At 63.1% G+C, this 15955-nt stretch carries 17 protein-coding genes and 1 tRNA gene; 7 read left to right on the top strand and 11 right to left on the bottom strand.

Annotated elements, in window-relative coordinates:
• Positions 1 to 20 precede the first annotated feature (20 nt).
• Positions 21 to 527, top strand: a complete 507-nt coding sequence (locus tag ACF8ME_RS02460) for a (deoxy)nucleoside triphosphate pyrophosphohydrolase (protein WP_016445605.1) — start codon at positions 21 to 23, stop codon at positions 525 to 527.
• Positions 528 to 537: 10 nt separating this feature from the next.
• Here the strand turns inward: ACF8ME_RS02460 and ACF8ME_RS02455 are convergent, their stop codons facing one another.
• The 8 genes from ACF8ME_RS02455 to ACF8ME_RS02420 form a co-directional block, all read right to left on the bottom strand.
• Positions 538 to 792: a DNA gyrase inhibitor YacG gene (locus ACF8ME_RS02455; RefSeq protein ID WP_016451023.1), complete on the bottom strand. Its 255-nt coding sequence runs from the start codon at positions 790 to 792 to the stop codon at positions 538 to 540.
• Complete coding sequence (gene zapD, locus ACF8ME_RS02450; protein WP_016445607.1) at positions 792 to 1547, bottom strand: cell division protein ZapD; 756 nt, start codon at positions 1545 to 1547, stop codon at positions 792 to 794. The genes ACF8ME_RS02455 and zapD overlap by 1 nt, the downstream gene beginning before the upstream one ends.
• Positions 1548 to 1636: 89 nt before the next feature.
• On the bottom strand, positions 1637 to 2275 hold the full coding sequence (coaE, locus tag ACF8ME_RS02445) for a dephospho-CoA kinase (protein WP_154833620.1): 639 nt from the start codon (positions 2273 to 2275) through the stop codon (positions 1637 to 1639).
• Between the two features lie 14 nt (positions 2276 to 2289).
• Positions 2290 to 3183 carry an A24 family peptidase gene (locus ACF8ME_RS02440; RefSeq protein ID WP_016445609.1) on the bottom strand — a complete coding sequence of 298 codons (894 nt, stop codon included), beginning with the start codon at positions 3181 to 3183 and terminating at the stop codon, positions 2290 to 2292.
• A complete protein-coding gene (locus ACF8ME_RS02435) occupies positions 3183 to 4400 on the bottom strand; it encodes a type II secretion system F family protein (protein ID WP_047326532.1) in 1218 nt (405 codons plus the stop codon). Before ACF8ME_RS02435 ends, ACF8ME_RS02440 begins: the two co-directional genes overlap by 1 nt.
• A gap of 38 nt (positions 4401 to 4438) precedes the next feature.
• The gene (gene pilB, locus ACF8ME_RS02430) at positions 4439 to 6181 is read right to left on the bottom strand and encodes a type IV-A pilus assembly ATPase PilB (RefSeq protein ID WP_034364744.1); all 1743 of its coding nucleotides are present in this window, start codon (positions 6179 to 6181) and stop codon (positions 4439 to 4441) included.
• Between the two features lie 128 nt (positions 6182 to 6309).
• Positions 6310 to 6386: transfer RNA gene (locus ACF8ME_RS02425), tRNA-Pro, on the bottom strand.
• A gap of 31 nt (positions 6387 to 6417) precedes the next feature.
• A complete protein-coding gene (locus tag ACF8ME_RS02420) occupies positions 6418 to 7347 on the bottom strand; it encodes a polyprenyl synthetase family protein (protein WP_392415491.1) in 930 nt (309 codons plus the stop codon).
• Between the two features lie 230 nt (positions 7348 to 7577).
• On the opposite strand from ACF8ME_RS02420, the gene rplU reads away from it, so the two are divergent.
• From rplU to proB, 4 genes are all read left to right on the top strand, one after another.
• Positions 7578 to 7889, top strand: coding sequence for a 50S ribosomal protein L21 (gene rplU / locus ACF8ME_RS02415; RefSeq protein WP_012207284.1), 312 nt, complete (start codon positions 7578 to 7580; stop codon positions 7887 to 7889).
• 15 nt (positions 7890 to 7904) lie between these two features.
• On the top strand, positions 7905 to 8162 hold the full coding sequence (gene rpmA, locus ACF8ME_RS02410; RefSeq protein WP_012207283.1) for a 50S ribosomal protein L27: 258 nt from the start codon (positions 7905 to 7907) through the stop codon (positions 8160 to 8162).
• A gap of 149 nt (positions 8163 to 8311) precedes the next feature.
• A complete protein-coding gene (gene cgtA, locus ACF8ME_RS02405; protein ID WP_016451026.1) occupies positions 8312 to 9427 on the top strand; it encodes an Obg family GTPase CgtA in 1116 nt (371 codons plus the stop codon).
• 83 nt (positions 9428 to 9510) lie between these two features.
• Entirely contained in the window at positions 9511 to 10659 is a 1149-nt protein-coding gene (gene proB, locus ACF8ME_RS02400) for a glutamate 5-kinase (protein WP_016445651.1), read from the top strand.
• A gap of 71 nt (positions 10660 to 10730) precedes the next feature.
• Here the strand turns inward: proB and ACF8ME_RS02395 are convergent, their stop codons facing one another.
• Positions 10731 to 11417 (bottom strand): RNA pyrophosphohydrolase, encoded by a 687-nt coding sequence (locus tag ACF8ME_RS02395; protein ID WP_016445652.1) that lies wholly within the window; start codon positions 11415 to 11417, stop codon positions 10731 to 10733.
• 93 nt (positions 11418 to 11510) lie between these two features.
• On the opposite strand from ACF8ME_RS02395, the gene ACF8ME_RS02390 reads away from it, so the two are divergent.
• Together ACF8ME_RS02390 and ACF8ME_RS02385 are read left to right on the top strand one after the other, a co-directional pair.
• Positions 11511 to 13256 (top strand): proline--tRNA ligase, encoded by a 1746-nt coding sequence (locus ACF8ME_RS02390; RefSeq protein WP_047217091.1) that lies wholly within the window; start codon positions 11511 to 11513, stop codon positions 13254 to 13256.
• Positions 13253 to 13906 carry a lytic transglycosylase domain-containing protein gene (locus ACF8ME_RS02385; RefSeq protein WP_392415096.1) on the top strand — a complete coding sequence of 218 codons (654 nt, stop codon included), beginning with the start codon at positions 13253 to 13255 and terminating at the stop codon, positions 13904 to 13906. The genes ACF8ME_RS02390 and ACF8ME_RS02385 overlap by 4 nt, the downstream gene beginning before the upstream one ends.
• Positions 13907 to 13958: 52 nt before the next feature.
• On the opposite strand, the gene ACF8ME_RS02380 is transcribed toward ACF8ME_RS02385, so the two are convergent.
• Positions 13959 to 15332 (bottom strand): hemolysin family protein, encoded by a 1374-nt coding sequence (locus ACF8ME_RS02380; RefSeq protein WP_392415094.1) that lies wholly within the window; start codon positions 15330 to 15332, stop codon positions 13959 to 13961.
• Between the two features lie 212 nt (positions 15333 to 15544).
• Positions 15545 to 15868 (bottom strand): Grx4 family monothiol glutaredoxin, encoded by a 324-nt coding sequence (gene grxD / locus ACF8ME_RS02375; protein WP_012207276.1) that lies wholly within the window; start codon positions 15866 to 15868, stop codon positions 15545 to 15547.
• Between the last annotated feature and the right edge of the window lie 87 nt (positions 15869 to 15955).

Genomic DNA, 15955 nt, shown 5'->3' with positions numbered 1-15955 from the left:
ACTTTTTTGCGAAAGATCAAGTGACTGAAAAAGAAATCTCCCCCAAGGCCCGCGCTGAGGCGGCCGAGTCGCAGGCACCAGTGCGGCGCAAGCACACCGAAGTTGCCGTCGGCGTGCTGCTTCGCGAGTCCGATGGCGCGTTGCTGATCACCAGCCGTCCGCCGGGCAAGCCGTATGCAGGCTACTGGGAGTTTCCGGGCGGCAAGATCGAAGCCGGCGAGACCGTGGAGCAGGCCTTGCGCCGCGAGATGCAAGAGGAACTGGGCGTAGAGATCGCGGCCGCTGAAGTCTGGAAGGTGACCGAGCATGACTATCCGCATGCCCTGGTGCGCCTGCACTGGTGCAAGGTCACGCGCTGGAGCGGGGAGTTCGAGATGCGTGAAGGCCAGCAGATGGCCTGGCAGCAACTTCCGCTGCAGGTGCATCCGGTGCTGCCAGGTGCCTATCCGGTGCTGCAGTGGCTGAGCGAGGAACGCGGGCTGCCTTTCGATGCCGGGTTCTACGAGGCAGGCCAGCCGAAAGCCTGATCGGGCCTGATCAAGGCTCGGTGCGAGGATCGCCGAAGGGCGCATCCTCGGGCGGCATCGGTGCAGGCACGCGGAATTCCTCATTGGCCCATGCGCCCAGGTCGATCTGGCGGCAGCGTTCGCTGCAGAAGGGGCGGAAACGGTTGGCTGGTGCGAACAGGCTGGGGCCTGCACAGGTCGGGCAGCGCACCGTGGGGCCGGCAGAAGAGAGGCTGGCGGGCTGGGGGGCGGGGGCGCTCGAGGGCATGTCGGCCGTCTTGTCCATCAGCTGCAAAGCGTGACCTCGAACGAGGCATCTTCGCTGCAGGGTTGAGGCTTGGCGCCGTTCTCGGGGCGGAGCAGGCGCACCGAAACCAGCAGGCGGTTGCCGCTGATCTCCGGAACCAGATTCAACGACGGGTCTATGCGCAGGCGCAGCAGCTGAAAGCTGCGGCCGGGCGGCATGGCCTGCTGGAACACGCCTTTTTCGGCAGCCACCCATTGCGGCACGCCGGTTTCGCGCAGCAGCTTGAGCAGCAATTGCAGCGACTGACCCAGCGGGGTCAGGGTGCTGGCCCAGTCCTCCAGATCGCGCAGGCGTATCTGGGGATCATGGAACTGCCAGGCGTGATAGGCCGGAAGGTCGAAGCCGCAGGTGCCGCCGGGGATGCCGATGCGGCTGCGCACGGCCATCAGCCACTCGTTTTCAGTCAGGGTCTGGCCGGCCTTGCCGTTCTGGGCATTGAGCTGGGCAAAGCACTGCTCCACATGGCGTGAGACCTGGTCAAGCATGTGCTCGGCAATGTCGGGATTGCCGCGCAGGCTGTCGAGCAGGCTTTTGTGGCGCTCAAGGTCCTTGAGCACGTCCGTCTTCAGGTCGGTACGTGCCGCCACGTCCATGATCTCGAAGATGGTGACCAGCGCAAAATGGTGATCGATGGAATGAGCGCGCGACAGCAACTCGCTCAGGCGGCGATATAGCTGTTCCAACCGGAGGTAGGTCCTCAGGCGCTCATTGAAAGGATATTCGTACAGGATCACGCTTGCTGGGCTCCTCGGGGTGCACAGGAATCAGCTGTCTACGTCGTGCACATGCTGAATTACACGCACAGGCCAAGCCATGGCGTGCATCATAGCCCGAACCATGCAGAGATTCGATCGGTGCATGCGCGCAAAGCCTCTATCGTCATGGCCTCGTCGTTGTAGAGCACCCAGTCGGCGGCTGCCAGCCGTGCCGCACGTGTGGCCTGGGCCGAGATGATGGCCTGCACCGCCTCGCGTGGCAATCCGTTGCGCGCGATCACGCGAGCGATCTGCGTTTCGGTGCGGCAGTCAACGACCAGCACCGCATCAAGCATGGCAGGCCAGCGGCCGGACTCCACGAGCAAGGGAATGTCATGCACGATGAGTCGGCACCCAGCCACTGTGGCCTGCTCCACTTGCCGGGCCGTCTGCTGCGCCACGAGGGGATGGACGATGGCCTCCAGCTGCTGTCGTGCCGAGGGCTGCTGAAAGACCAGTTCGCGCATGCGCGTGCGGTCCAGGGCGCCGCTGGCATCAATCAGTTCGGGCCCGAAGACGCGCGCTATCTCGGGCAGAGCAGCACCTTCGGGGGCGGTGAGGCTGCGAGAGATCTGGTCGGCATCGATCACGGCCGCTCCGCGCAAGCCCAGTTGCGCTGCGACGGTGCTCTTGCCGCTGCCAATGCCGCCCGTCAGGCCCAGCCGAAACGGGCGTGCAAGCAAGGGCGGGGCGATGCTGGGGGCCATGCCGCAGTGTTGAATCAAAGGCCCAAGGCCGCCAATAGGGATTGCAGCATCTGCTGCGGTCCGAACACCATGGCTGCAAAGCCGGCGCCCGCCAGAAAGGGGCCGAAGGGAACATAGCCGCCCTCACGCAGGCGGCTGTTGATCTTCAACGCGATGCCCACGATGGCGCCAATCACCGACGAGATCAGGATGATGGGCACGAGTGCCTGCCAGCCGAACCAGGCGCCCAGCGCGGCAAACAGCTTGAAGTCGCCGTAGCCCATGCCTTCCTTGCCGGTGGCCAGCTTGAAGGCCCAGTAAACCAGCCACAGCGAGAGATAGCCCGCTGCAGCGCCCCATACCGCGTCGGCCAGAGGCACGGCGGTCCAGTGCAGCGCCGACGACAGCAGTCCGGCCCACAGCAAGGGCAGGGTGATGTCGTCGGGAAGCAGTGTGGTGTCCCAGTCGATCAATGCCAGGCTCAGCAAGGCCGCACTGAAAAGGCACCAGGCAGCGCCTGTGGGCGTGATGCCCCATTGCGCCGCACAGTAGGCAAACAGCGCGGCGCAGGCCAATTCCACCAGCGGATAGCGGATGCTGATCGACGCCTTGCATTCGGAGCACCGGCCTCGCAGCGCCAGATAACTGAGCACGGGAATATTCTCGTACCAGTGGATGGCATGGCCGCAATGCGGGCAGCGCGAGCGGGGGCGGCTCAGGCTCAGGGGCGCCTCGGCAGGCGGCGGCGCTGTGGCGGGCGATGGCGTGGCGGAGGATGAAGATTGCTCTTGCGCCCATTGGGCGCATTCCGCATTCCATTGCTGTTCCATCATGCGGGGCAGCCTATGCACCACCACGTTGAGAAAGCTGCCAACCAACAGGCCCAGCAGGCCGCCCAATGCAGCCTGCATCCAGAGTTCCAAAACCATCAGACCACCTGGCCCAGCTTGAAGATGGGCAGATACATCGAAACCACGATGCCGCCGATGAGGGTGCCCAGGAAAACAATGATGATGGGCTCCATCAGGCTGGACAGGCCAGCCACCATGTCATCGACCTCTTCTTCATAGAAATCGGCCGCCTTGCCCAGCATATGGTCGATGGAGCCGGATTCCTCGCCGATGGCGCACATCTGCAGCACCATGGACGGAAAGACATTGGCATTGGTCATGGCCACGGTGAGACTGGTGCCGGTGGAGACTTCCTGCTGGATCTTTTCCGTGGCATTGGCATACACGGCATTGCCGGATGCGCCGCCGACAGAATCCAGTGCCTCGACCAATGGGACGCCCGCGGCAAACATGGTCGACAGCGTGCGCGTCCAGCGTGCGACGCAGGATTTCTCGATCAGCACGCCAAAGACCGGCACCTTCAGCAGCGTACGGTCCATGAATTGCTGCATGCGCTCGTTGCGCTTCCAGGCCTGCATGAAGAAGTAGAGACCGCCGCCAATCACGCCGAAGATCAACCACCACCATTGGACAAAGACATCGCTGATGCCCATTACCAAAAGCGTCGGCGCCGGCAGGTCAGCGCCGAACGAACTGAACACTTCCTTGAAGGCCGGGATCACGAAGATCATGATGATGGTCACGACGATGAAGGCCACGACGATGACCGAGATCGGGTACATCAGCGCCGATTTGATCTTGGACTTGATGGCCTCGGTCTTCTCCATGTACGTGGCCAGGCGGTCCAGCAGGGCTTCCAGGATACCGGCCGCTTCGCCCGCTTCCACCAGATTGCAGTAGAGGCTATCGAAGTACATGGGGTGCTTGCGATAGGCTGCGTTCAGCGAGGTGCCGGTCTCCACGTCGGCGCGAATATCGGCCAGAAGGCGCGTCACGCTGGGGTTGGTGTTGCCCCGTCCGACAATGTCGAAGGCCTGAAGCAGCGGGACGCCCGCCTTCATCATCGTTGCCATCTGGCGGGTGAACAGCGCAATGTCCTTGGGCTTGATTCTCTTGCCGCCGCGTGTGCGGCGCTTCTTGATCTTGCTGGGCAGCACGCCCTGGCGGCGCAGCATGGCCTGGACCTGGTTGATGCCCCCGGCCCGGGTCTCGCCTCGGATGATCTTGCCGTTGCGATCCTTGCCTTCCCATTCGAAGACAAATTCCTTGATTCCCTTGGACGCGGCTGTGGCCATCGTGCTCCCTCGTTTGTTGTCTGCGCTGTCCGCGCTATTTACTCATTGGTGACTGCCAGCACTTCTTCGAGCGAGGTCAGTCCCTGTCTGGCCTTGTGCAAACCCGATCCACGCAGCGACCGCACGCCTTCGCGCTTGGCCTGTGCGGCGATCTCCAGCGCACTGCCGTCCTGCAGGATGATGCGCTGGATTTCCTCGCTGATAGGCATCACCTGATAGATGCCTACGCGGCCCTTGTAGCCGTTGTTGCATGCCGGACAGCCGACGGGCCTGTAGGTGACCCAGCTGCCGTCAATGTCCGCATCGTCGTAGCCTGCATCGATCAGGGCCTCCCGCGGAATGTCAGCCGGCTCCTTGCATTGAGGGCACAGGCGTCTGGCCAGGCGCTGGGCGGTGATCAGGATCACGCTCGATGCGATGTTGAAGGGCGCAATGCCCATGTTGCGCATGCGCGTCAACGTGGTCGGTGCGTCATTGGTGTGCAGGGTGGACAGCACCAAGTGGCCGGTTTGCGCTGCCTTGATCGAGATGTCGGCCGTTTCCAGATCGCGGATTTCACCGACCATGATGATGTCGGGATCCTGGCGCAGAAAAGCCTTGAGCGCAGTGGCAAAGGTGAGGCCGGCCTTTTCGTTCACATTGACCTGGTTGACGCCGGGCAGGTTGATTTCCGAAGGATCTTCCGCCGTGGCGATGTTCACGCCGGCCTTGTTCAGCAGGTTCAGGCAGGTGTACAGCGACACTGTCTTGCCCGAGCCGGTGGGGCCTGTGACCAGAATCATTCCGTAGGGGCGACTGATGGCTTCAAGCAGGCGTGCCTTCTCCTCGGGTTCATAGCCCAGGGCGTCGATGCCCATCCTGGCCGAGCTCGGGTCCAGGATACGGATCACGATCTTCTCGCCGAAAAGCGTGGGCAGCGTGCTGACGCGAAAGTCGATGACGCGGTCCGGGCCGACCTTGAGCTTCATGCGCCCGTCCTGCGGGACACGCTTTTCCGAGATGTCCATGCGCGAGATCACCTTGATGCGCGAGGCCAGCTTCTCCTTGATGGCAATGGGCGGCGATGCAATTTCACGCAGCTCGCCGTCAATGCGAAAGCGCACCCGGTACTGGTGCTCGTAGGGTTCGAAATGCAAGTCTGACGCGCGCATGTTGAAGGCGTCGAGCAGCATTTTGTGCAGGAACTTGACGATGGGCGCATCTTCGACGTCTGCTGCGGCCGAGTTGTCCTTTTCCTCTGCCACCTCATCAGGCTTGAGGTCGCCGAACTCGAAGTCGCCGCTGCCGCCATAGCTGTCCATGGCCTCGCTGGCGCTTTTGTTCTGCTGCGCGATCAGTCGCTCCAGCTTGTCGGCCTCGACGATGATCCAGTCCACGCCCAACTGGGTGGTGAACTTGATCTGCTCGGCGGCTTCCTGCTGCGTCGGGTCGGCGGTGGCCACCGTGAGGCGGTTGCCGCGCTTGCTCAGAGGCAGGACGCGATAGGTGCTGATGATCTTGGCGTCCAGCAGATCCTGCGGCAGGCGCATGGCGTCGACCGCATCAAGATCGAGCAGCGGCGCGCTGAACATGGTGGAAACCGTCTCCGCCACTTCCAGGGCAGAGAGGGTGCCGGCGACGCTCAGTTCTGCAATGAACGAGGTGCGATTGGTGGCGGCCTTGCCGGCAGCCGCTTCCGCTGCCTGTTGCGATACCTTGCCTGCTGAAATCAAGGCCCGCCCGATGCCGGGAAGCGATGCGACAGCGGATGCATTCTTGAGCGAGGAGTCAGCAACAGCCATGTAGCAAGACGTGTGAGAGGAAAGGACATTTATCCTATCATCACTGAGCACTTGGAATGCCAGACACACTGTTACACGCCTGGGTCTTGAACCTGGCGCAATGGTGTGATGGAGATGGAATGACCAGATGGTCGGGGTGAGAGGATTCGAACCTCCGGCCTCTACGTCCCGAACGTAGCGCTCTACCAGGCTAAGCTACACCCCGTTGCTTTTGTAGAAAAAGCGAGCAGCCTGAATCAGGTGCGTCGCTCCAAAAGCTGAGACGCCAATTGTAGCAAACTTGCCGTATGCAAATTGCTTGGGAGCACATTTATTGCGTCGATGGCGCGGCGTGCCTCGGCATGTGCGGCCTCGCGTGCCACGTCCAGCGCACCTGTGCTGCGCACGATATCCACTACAGCGGTCAGTTGCTCGGTGGAGCCCTGTTCGATGGCGGCACGCACAATGGCGGCCTGCTCAGGCGTGCCGCGTTGCATGGCGGCAATCAGGGGGAGGGTGCATTTGCCTTCGCGCAGGTCATCGCCCAGGTTCTTGCCCATTTCCTGGGCATCGCCTGCGTAGTCGAGTACGTCGTCAATGATCTGGAAGGCCGTGCCCAGCGCCTGGCCATAGCTGGCGCAGGCCTGCTCGATTTCGCGGGGCGCGTCGGCCAGCACGGCGCCCAACTGGGCGCTGGCCTCGAAGAGCTGGGCGGTCTTGGAGCGGATGACGTGCAGGTAGCCGGCTTCGTCCAGCGAGGCATCATGCGTGTTGATGAGTTGCTGGACCTCGCCCTCGGCGATCACGTTGGTGGCGTCCGAGAGGATCTTGAGCACACGCATGCTGCCGACTTCCACCATCATCTGGAAGGAGCGCGAGTGCAGGAAGTCGCCGACCAGCACGCTGGCCGGATTGCCGAAGGTCTCGTTGGCCGTCGGGCGGCCGCGACGCAGCGTGGATTCATCCACGACGTCGTCGTGCAGCAGGGTGGCTGTATGAATCAGTTCGACCACGGCAGCCAGGACATGCCTGTCCTTTCCTTCGTATCCCAATGCATTGCAGACCATGAGCAGCAGGGCGGGCCGCAGGCGCTTGCCGCCTGCAGCGATGATGTACTGGGAGATCTGGGCAATCAGCGGGACGGAGGTCGTCAGGCGCTGGGTAATCACATGATCCACCTCGCGCATGTCGTCAGTGATCAGGGCAAGCGGATTGGGGGTGGAGAGAGCTGTGGTCAAGGTACTGCGGGCGCCAAGTGGATCGTCAATTATAGGAAGAGCGACCCTGCCTGCGGCCCGCTCTGGCGGTTGTTTGGGCGAAGGAGGGGAGCGCTTCATGCAAGGAATGTGAGTGCGTGCTAGAATCTCCGGCTTCCGTGGAAATTCGTTCGCGGAACTCTCAAATTCAAGAGGTTTAAATGTACGCAGTCATAAAAACCGGCGGCAAGCAGTATCGCGTTGCAGCTGGCGAAAAGATCAAGGTAGAACAGATTGCTGCGGACGTAGGCCAAGAAGTTGTGATCGATCAGGTTCTGGCAGTCGGCAACGGCGCTGAAATCAAGGTCGGCACACCTCTGGTGTCCGGTGCGTCTGTCAAGGCAACCGTGGTTGCTCACGGCAAGCACGACAAAGTGCACATCTTCAAGATGCGCCGTCGTAAGCATTATCAGAAGCGCCAAGGCCATCGCCAGCAGTTCACCGAGCTGCAGATCGTGGCGATCGCTGCTTAATCCAGGAGCTGAGTCATGGCACAGAAAAAAGGCGGCGGCTCTACGCGAAACGGGCGCGATTCCAAGCCCAAAATGCTCGGCGTGAAGGCTTTTGGTGGTGAGTTGATCACCGCCGGCTCGATCATCGTGCGCCAACGTGGCACCAAGTTCCACCCCGGCGACAACGTCGGCGTGGGCAAGGACCACACCCTGTACGCTCTGGTGGACGGCCACGTGTCGTTTGCTGTCAAGGGTGCACTGTCCAAGCACACGGTCAACGTGACGGCTGCCTAAGCTCTGTCACTTCGACGCTCGAAGCCCCGACCTGTCGGGGCTTTGTCGTTTCAGGAGGGCGGTGCATCGTGCGCTCGTCCCCTTTTCCGTCTCTGAGGTGTGGCCTGGGGCTGTCTGGTGCACACTGCTTTTTGTAAACTGGATGCCTCATGAAGTTCGTCGACGAAGCTTATATCGACATTGCTGCCGGTGATGGCGGCAATGGCTGCGTGTCATTCCGGCACGAAAAATACAAGGAATTCGGTGGTCCCGATGGAGGAGATGGCGGCCGTGGAGGCCATGTCTACGCGGTGGCCGACGTCAATCTCAACACCCTGGTGGACTACCGCTTCTCGCGTCGCCACGATGCCACGCGCGGCGAGCACGGCAAGGGCTCGGACATGTTCGGTGCCGCAGGCAACGACATCACGCTGCGCATGCCGGTTGGCACCATCATCAGCGATGCCGAAACCGGGGAGGTGCTCTACGAACTGTTGACGCCCGGCGAGGTGGTGACCATTGCCAAGGGCGGGGATGGCGGCTACGGCAACCTGCGCTTCAAGAGCGCCATCAACCGCGCGCCACGGCAAAAGACGCCTGGCTGGCCCGGTGAGCGCAAGAACCTCAAGCTGGAGCTCAAGGTTCTGGCCGACGTGGGTCTGCTGGGCATGCCCAATGCGGGCAAATCCACCTTCATCGCCGCAGTCTCCAATGCGCGTCCCAAGATTGCCGACTATCCGTTCACCACGCTGCATCCCAATCTGGGCGTGGTTCGTGTTGCCGCCGAGCAAAGCTTTGTGGTGGCCGATATCCCCGGGCTGATCGAAGGCGCGTCGGAAGGTGCCGGCCTGGGCCACCAGTTCCTGCGTCACCTGCAGCGCACCCGATTGCTGCTGCATGTGGTGGACCTGGCGCCGTTCGATGACAGCGTGGATCCCGTGGCCCAGGCCAAGGCCATCGTGGGCGAGTTGCAGAAGTACGATGCCGAGCTGTACAACAAGCCGCGCTGGCTGGTGCTCAACAAGCTGGACATGGTGCCGGCCGAGGAGCGCGCCGCACGCGTCAAGGACTTCGTCAAGCGCTTCAAGTGGAAGGGTCCGGTGTTCGAGATTTCCGCCCTGACGCGCGAAGGCTGCGAAGTGCTGATCCGCACCATCTACAAGCATGTGCATGAACAGCAGCAGATCGAGGCCGGTCCCAAGGAAATCGATCCACGCTTCGTCGAAGTCGAGGGTGATGGCGTGGATCTTACCGACCCGCGTTTTGCTCCCCGCGATTCCGAGTAAGAGCGGCCTGTCCCACCCATTGCCTTGATCACAACAGCGGCGGGGTCTGCCTCGGCCTGCGCTGCAAGAATCACTATCCATCCATGTCTTCCAACTTGTTGCGTGATGCCCATCGCATCGTGGTCAAGGTCGGCTCCAGCCTGGTGACCAATGAAGGTCGCGGTCTTGATGAGGCCGCGATCCAGGAATGGAGCCGCCAGCTGGCGGCCCTGGTGCGCGGGGATGAAAGCCATGGAGGCCGGCGGCGCGAGGTGATCATGGTCTCCAGCGGCGCGGTGGCCGAAGGCATGAAGCGTCTGGGCTGGATTGCACGGCCCAAGGAGATTCATGAACTGCAGGCCGCTGCGGCCGTGGGGCAGATGGGCCTGATACAGATGTACGAGTCCAAGTTGCGCGAACAGGGCATGGGCAGTGCGCAGGTGCTGCTCACGCATGCCGACCTCGCGGACCGCGAGCGCTATCTCAACGCGCGCAACACCTTGCTGACGCTGCTGGAGCTGGGCATCGTGCCGGTGATCAACGAGAACGACACCGTGGTCAACGACGAGATCAAGTTCGGTGACAACGATACCTTGGGCGCTTTGGTTGCCAATCTGATCGAGGCCGATGCTCTGGTCATCCTGACCGATCAGCGAGGCCTTTACAGCGCCGACCCGCGCAGCAATCCCGATGCGCGTTTCATCGATGTGGCCAATGCCGGCGACCCGGCGCTGGAGGAGATGGCCGGAGGCGCGGGCTCGTCCATTGGCAAGGGCGGGATGATCACCAAGATCCTCGCGGCCAAGCGCGCGGCGGGCTCGGGTGCTTCAACCGTCATCGCCTGGGGGCGTGAGCAGGACGTGCTGGTGCGTCTGGCGGCAGGCGAGTCCATCGGCACGCTGCTCCTGGCGCAGACGCACAAGAACCAGGCGCGCAAGCAGTGGATTGCAGACCATCTGCAACTGCGCGGCTCCGTGTCCGTGGATGCCGGCGCCGTGGCCAAGCTGCGCGACGAAGGCAAGAGCCTGCTGCCCATCGGCATGGTGAATGTGGATGGCGAGTTCGCCCGTGGCGATGTGATCGCGGTGCGCGATGCCCTGGGTATCGAGGTGGCGCGTGGGCTGGCCAACTATGCAAGTGCCGAGGCGCGGCTGCTGTGTCGCAAAAGCTCGGTGGAGATCGAGCGCCTGCTGGGCTATTCCGCAGGCCCGGAGATGGTGCACCGCGACAACATGGTGATTGCGGGGCACTGAGGCGCCAGACCCTCAAGGCCAAGAAAAAGCGCACCCTCGGGTGCGCTTTTGCGTATGGCTCTGGCCCGGTTTCAGGCCTTGCCTGGATCGGGTTGCAGGGCTTGCTGCCCCGACTGTGGATCAGGATCGAAACAGGCGCCAGGCGGCAACTCCATGCCGGGATTGACGCGAAAGCTGCCTGAGCGTGCTGGATGCAAACCCGGCGCAGTGTATGTCTCAGGACCCTGTTCATGGGCTTCCCTGGGGCGCATGCCGCTGCGCAGATAACGGTTGCGTTGCTGTTCGCCGCGCGGCAGGAACCGGGCCAGTTCGGTCAGGGCCATCTCATAGACGCCGCGCTTGAACTCCACCACCACGTCCAATGGCACCCAGTAGTCATTCCAGCGCCAGGCGTCGAATTCGGGGTGGTCGGTGGCACGCAGGTTCAAATCCCAGTCGTGACCCATGAGCTGCAGCAAATACCAGATCTGCTTCTGGCCTTTGTAGTGTCCGCGCGCATCGCGGCGGATGTACCGGTCTGGCACCTCGTAGCGCAACCAGTCCCGGGTGCGGGCGACCACGCGAACGTGGTTGGGCATCAACCCCACTTCCTCATGCAGTTCCCGGAACATGGCCTGTTCGGGTGTCTCCCCCCGGTCAATGCCGCCCTGTGGAAACTGCCAGCTGTGGGTGCGGATGCGTTTGCCCCAGAACACCTGGTTCTTTTGGTTGAGCAGGATGATGCCGACGTTCGGGCGAAATCCGTCCCGGTCAAGCATAATCGAACCCCAATTTTCTGAATTGTGTCCATTATGCACGGTGCCTTGCCAGCGGCAAGCACGCTGCCCCGATTCCCGCGAAGCCCCTGATCCATGAAAGCCTCCCAATTTTTCATCTCCACCCTCAAGGAAGCTCCGGCCGACGCCGAAGTGGTCAGCCACAAGCTCATGACGCGGGCCGGCCTGATCAAGAAGCTGGGTGCAGGCATCTACAACTACATGCCCATGGGGCTGCGCGTGATCCGCAAGGTCGAGGCCATCGTGCGCGAGGAAATGAACCGTGCCGGTGCCGTGGAAGTGACCATGCCCGTGGTCCAGCCTGCCGAGATGTGGGAGGAGACCGGCCGCTTCGAGAAGATGGGCCCCGAGCTGCTGCGCATCAAGGACCGCCATGGCCGCGACTTCGTGATCCAGCCCACCAGCGAAGAGGTGGTGACGGACATTGCGCGCCAGGAGCTCAAGAGCTACAAGCAGCTGCCCAAGAATTTCTACCAGATCCAGACCAAGTTCCGCGATGAGCGCCGCCCGCGCTTTGGCCTGATGCGTGGCCGCGAGTTCATCATGAAGGACGCCTATTCCTTCGACAAGGACCGTGATGCGGCCCAGGTCAGCTACCAGACCATGCGCGCGGCCTACAAGCGCATCTTCGACCGCTTCGGCCTGCAGTACCGTGCCGTGCGTGCAGACAGCGGTGCCATCGGCGGCGATCTGAGCGAGGAATTCCAGGTCATCGCTTCCACGGGCGAGGACGCCATCGTCTACTGCCCGAGCAGCGACTATGCCGCCAATATCGAAAAGGCCGAGGCCCTGGCGCCTGCGGGTCCCCGTCCCGCTGCGGCCCAGGCGATGACCAAGGTGGCGACGCCCGGCAACAGCACCTGCGAATCTGTCGCATCCCAGCTGGGCCTGCCGCTGTCGCAGACGGTGAAGTCCCTGGTGCTGGCCACCGACAAGCTCGACGACAAGGGCGAGGTGGCAGGCAGCCAGATCTGGCTGCTGCTGCTGCGCGGTGATCATGAAATGAACGAGATCAAGGTGGCCAAGGTGCCGGGCCTGGACGTGGGCTTCCGCTTTGCCACTGTGGCCGAAATCGAGGAGCACTTCGGTTGCCAGCCCGGCTACCTGGGCCCGATCGGCCTGAAGCAGCCCGTGAAGCTGGTCGTGGACCGCGAGGTCGCCGTGATGGCCGACTGGGTCTGCGGCGCGAACGAGGCCGACTTCCACATCACCGGCGTGAACTTCGGCCGCGACCTGCCCGAGCCTGATGTGGTGGCCGACCTGCGCAACGTGGTGGCTGGCGACAAGTCTCCTGATGGCGCAGGCGAGCTGGCCATTGAGCGCGGAATTGAAGTCGGCCATGTGTTCTACCTGGGTACCAAGTACTCCCAGGCCATGAACGCCACCTTCCTGGCCGAGAACGGCAAGCCCTCGCTGTTTGAAATGGGCTGCTACGGCATTGGCGTGACGCGCCTGCCCGCTGCAGCCATCGAGCAGAACCATGACGAGCGCGGCATCATCTGGCCCGACGCGATTGCGCCCTTCACCGTGGTGGTCTGCCCCATCGGCATGGACCGCAGCGAACCCGTGAAGGAAGCTGCCGAGAAGCTGCATGCCGAGCTGCTGGCACTGGGTGTGGACGTGATCCTGGACGATCGTGGCGAACGTCCGGGCGCCATGTTTGCCGACTGGGAGCTGATTGGCGTGCCGCACCGCGTGGTGCTGTCCGACCGGGGCCTCAAGGAAGGACAGCTCGAGTACCAGCATCGCCGCGACACGGAAGCGACCAAGCTGGCCGCCGCCGATGTGCTGGGCCATCTCAAGCAAAGGCTGGGCCTGTGAGCCAGGCGCCCGTGGTGACGCGACGCGATTGCCTGCGCCTGGCGGCTTCGCTGGGCTCGGCACCGCTGCTCGGCGGGCTGGTCGCGCCCGCCTGGGCCGGTGGCCAGCTGGAGGAGCCGCTGGCCGATTCGGTGCGCACTGCGCTGAGTTCCGCCGTCACTGGATCGGCGCCGCCCGAGCTGCGCTTTGCCTCCACCGAGGCCCGGCTGGACTACCTTCGCTGGCTCACGGCCAGCAGCGAGCGCCTGCGTTCGCGCAAGCCGGAGCTGGCGACGAGGCTGGAGTTCCTGCAAACCGTCTGGTACGAGTCCAAGCGTGCCGGCCTGGAAGTCTCTCTGGTGATGGGGCTGGTGCAGGTGGAGAGCGCGTTCCGCAAGTTCGCCATCTCCAGCGTGGGTGCACGCGGCTACATGCAGATCATGCCGTTCTGGATGCGGCTGATCGGCGATGGAGACATCGGCAAGCTGTTTCACATGCAGACCAATCTGCGCTTTGGCTGCGTGATCCTGCGCCACTATCTGGACCGCGAAAAAGGCGATGCCTACATGGCGCTGGGCCGCTACAACGGCAGCCGGGGACAGCCCCAGTACCCGAATGCGGTGTTCGCTGCGCAGCGGCGCTGGGAGATAGAGCCCTCGCGCTCGGCTTGAGGGCCGCGCAGCGCCGCCGAGCGGCTGCGCGGCTGCTGTTCTGCGTTGTCCGTCAGGACGACGTCTCCGACGACATGCTGGATACCTTGGCCACGGCCGCTGCCGTGTCGCCGGCGTTGGGCGGCGCGGCCGGGCTGCTGGCGGACATGCGCGTGACCAGCACCTGGTCGATGCGGTAGCTGTCCACGTCCATGACCTCGAAACGGTAGCCGCCCCATTGCACGGTGTCGGTGCGCTTGGGAATGCGGCGCAGCATCACCATGAGGAAGCCGCCCAGGGTCTCGTAGTCCTCGGCGTGGGGCAGCTCGTCGAGTTCCAGGGCCTGCATCACATCCTCGACCGGCGTGACGCCGTCGATCAGCCAGGAGTTCTCGTCGCGGCGCAGGATCTGCTCCTCGTCGCCCGGGCTAACCAGGCCGCCCATCACCGTGCTCATCACGTCATTGAGCGTGACCACGCCGACCACCAGGCTGTATTCGTTGACGATGACGGCAAAGTCCTCATGCACCTGGCGAAACTGCTCCAGCACCTCGGCCAGCGTCAGGCGGTCCGGCACGACCAGCACCTTGTGCACCAGGGAGTCGTCCATGAGCGACAGGGGCTGGTTGTTCAGCGCGCGCTGGAACAGGTCCTTGGCATCGACATAGCCGACGATGTGGTCGATGTCGCCATCGCAGACGGGGTAGGTGGAAAAAGGTTCTTCGGCAATGCGGACCCGGATCAGTTCGTCGGGGTCGTCACGGTGGAAGTAGGCGATGCGGTCGCGCTGCGTCATGGCCGAGCCGATGGTGCGCGAGTCCAGCTCGAACAGGTTGGCGATCACCTGCTGCTCCTTCGCGGCCAGCACGCCGGCGCGCGCGCCAGCTTCGGTCATGGCCAGGATGTCTTCGTGCGTGATGCGGTCGTCGCGCACCGTGGGCAAGCCTAAGAGCTTGGCAACGGCGTCCGCCAGGTGGTTGAAGCACCAGACCAGGGGCTTGAGCACGGCCATGCACCAGAGCATGGGGCGCAGCACGCGGATGGCCAGGGCTTCGGGCTCGGCCATGCTCAGGCGCTTGGGCAGCAGGTCGGCAAAGAGGATGAACAGCGAGGTGACGGTGGCGAACGAGAGCAGAAAGCCCACGGTCTGTGCCCGGCTCTCGGGCAGCCAGAGCATGAGCAATTCGGCCAGATAGGGCGTCAATGCCCCTTCGCCCACCACGCCGCCCAGGATGGCGACGGCATTCAGCCCAATCTGCGTGACCGTGAAGTACTCGCCCGGCTGGGCCTGCATCTTCATGACCTGTTCGGCGCGTGGCTCCCCGTCCTCCGCCATCTGCCGAAGCCGCAGGCGCCGCGAGGCGGCCAGCGAGATCTCGGCCACGGAGAAGAAGGCACTGGTCAGTATCAGTGCGACGATCAACAGCAGACTTTGGGACAGACTCATAGGCAAGGCGGAGAAGCGGGCGCAGGCGCGGTTTTCCGGATGTGAAAGATGTGTCCATTCGACCACACATCACATGCCCCTGGCCTTGTGGCATGCCCGGGCAGTGCGCTGGCAGTCCGGTACGGGCGAAAAAAAGCCACCCAAGGGTGGCTTGATTCTGCGCAGCAGCGGGCGCAGGCGGGTTGCTGCGCGCGAGTCGCAAGCCTGCGAACTCAGGCCTTGGGTGCCAGCAGCTGCTGCAACTCGCCGGATTCGTACATCTCCATCATGATGTCCGAGCCGCCGATGAACTCGCCCTGCACGTAGAGCTGGGGGATCGTGGGCCAGTTGCTGTAGTCCTTGATGCCCTGGCGGATTTCCTGGTCCTCCAGCACGTTGACGGTGGAGATGTCCTTGGTCTCCACGCCGCAGGCCTTGAGAATCTGGATGGCGCGGCCCGAGAAACCGCACATGGGAAAGCTGGCGCTGCCCTTCATGAACAGCAGGATGTTGTTGCTTTTGACCAGTTGGTCGATGCGTTGCTGGGTGTCGCTCATCTGTGTGGTGCTCCGGGGTCGTGGTGGGCGCCGCAGGCGCGGCGGCATGGATGGGATTATTTCACTCTCGGCGCGGACTTTGAAAGC

Origin of the sequence: Delftia sp. WSY_7 (assembly GCF_043104845.1) — a bacterium.
Taxonomy (GTDB): domain Bacteria; phylum Pseudomonadota; class Gammaproteobacteria; order Burkholderiales; family Burkholderiaceae_C; genus Comamonas; species Comamonas tsuruhatensis.
This window is presented reverse-complemented; position numbering and strand designations above follow the sequence as displayed.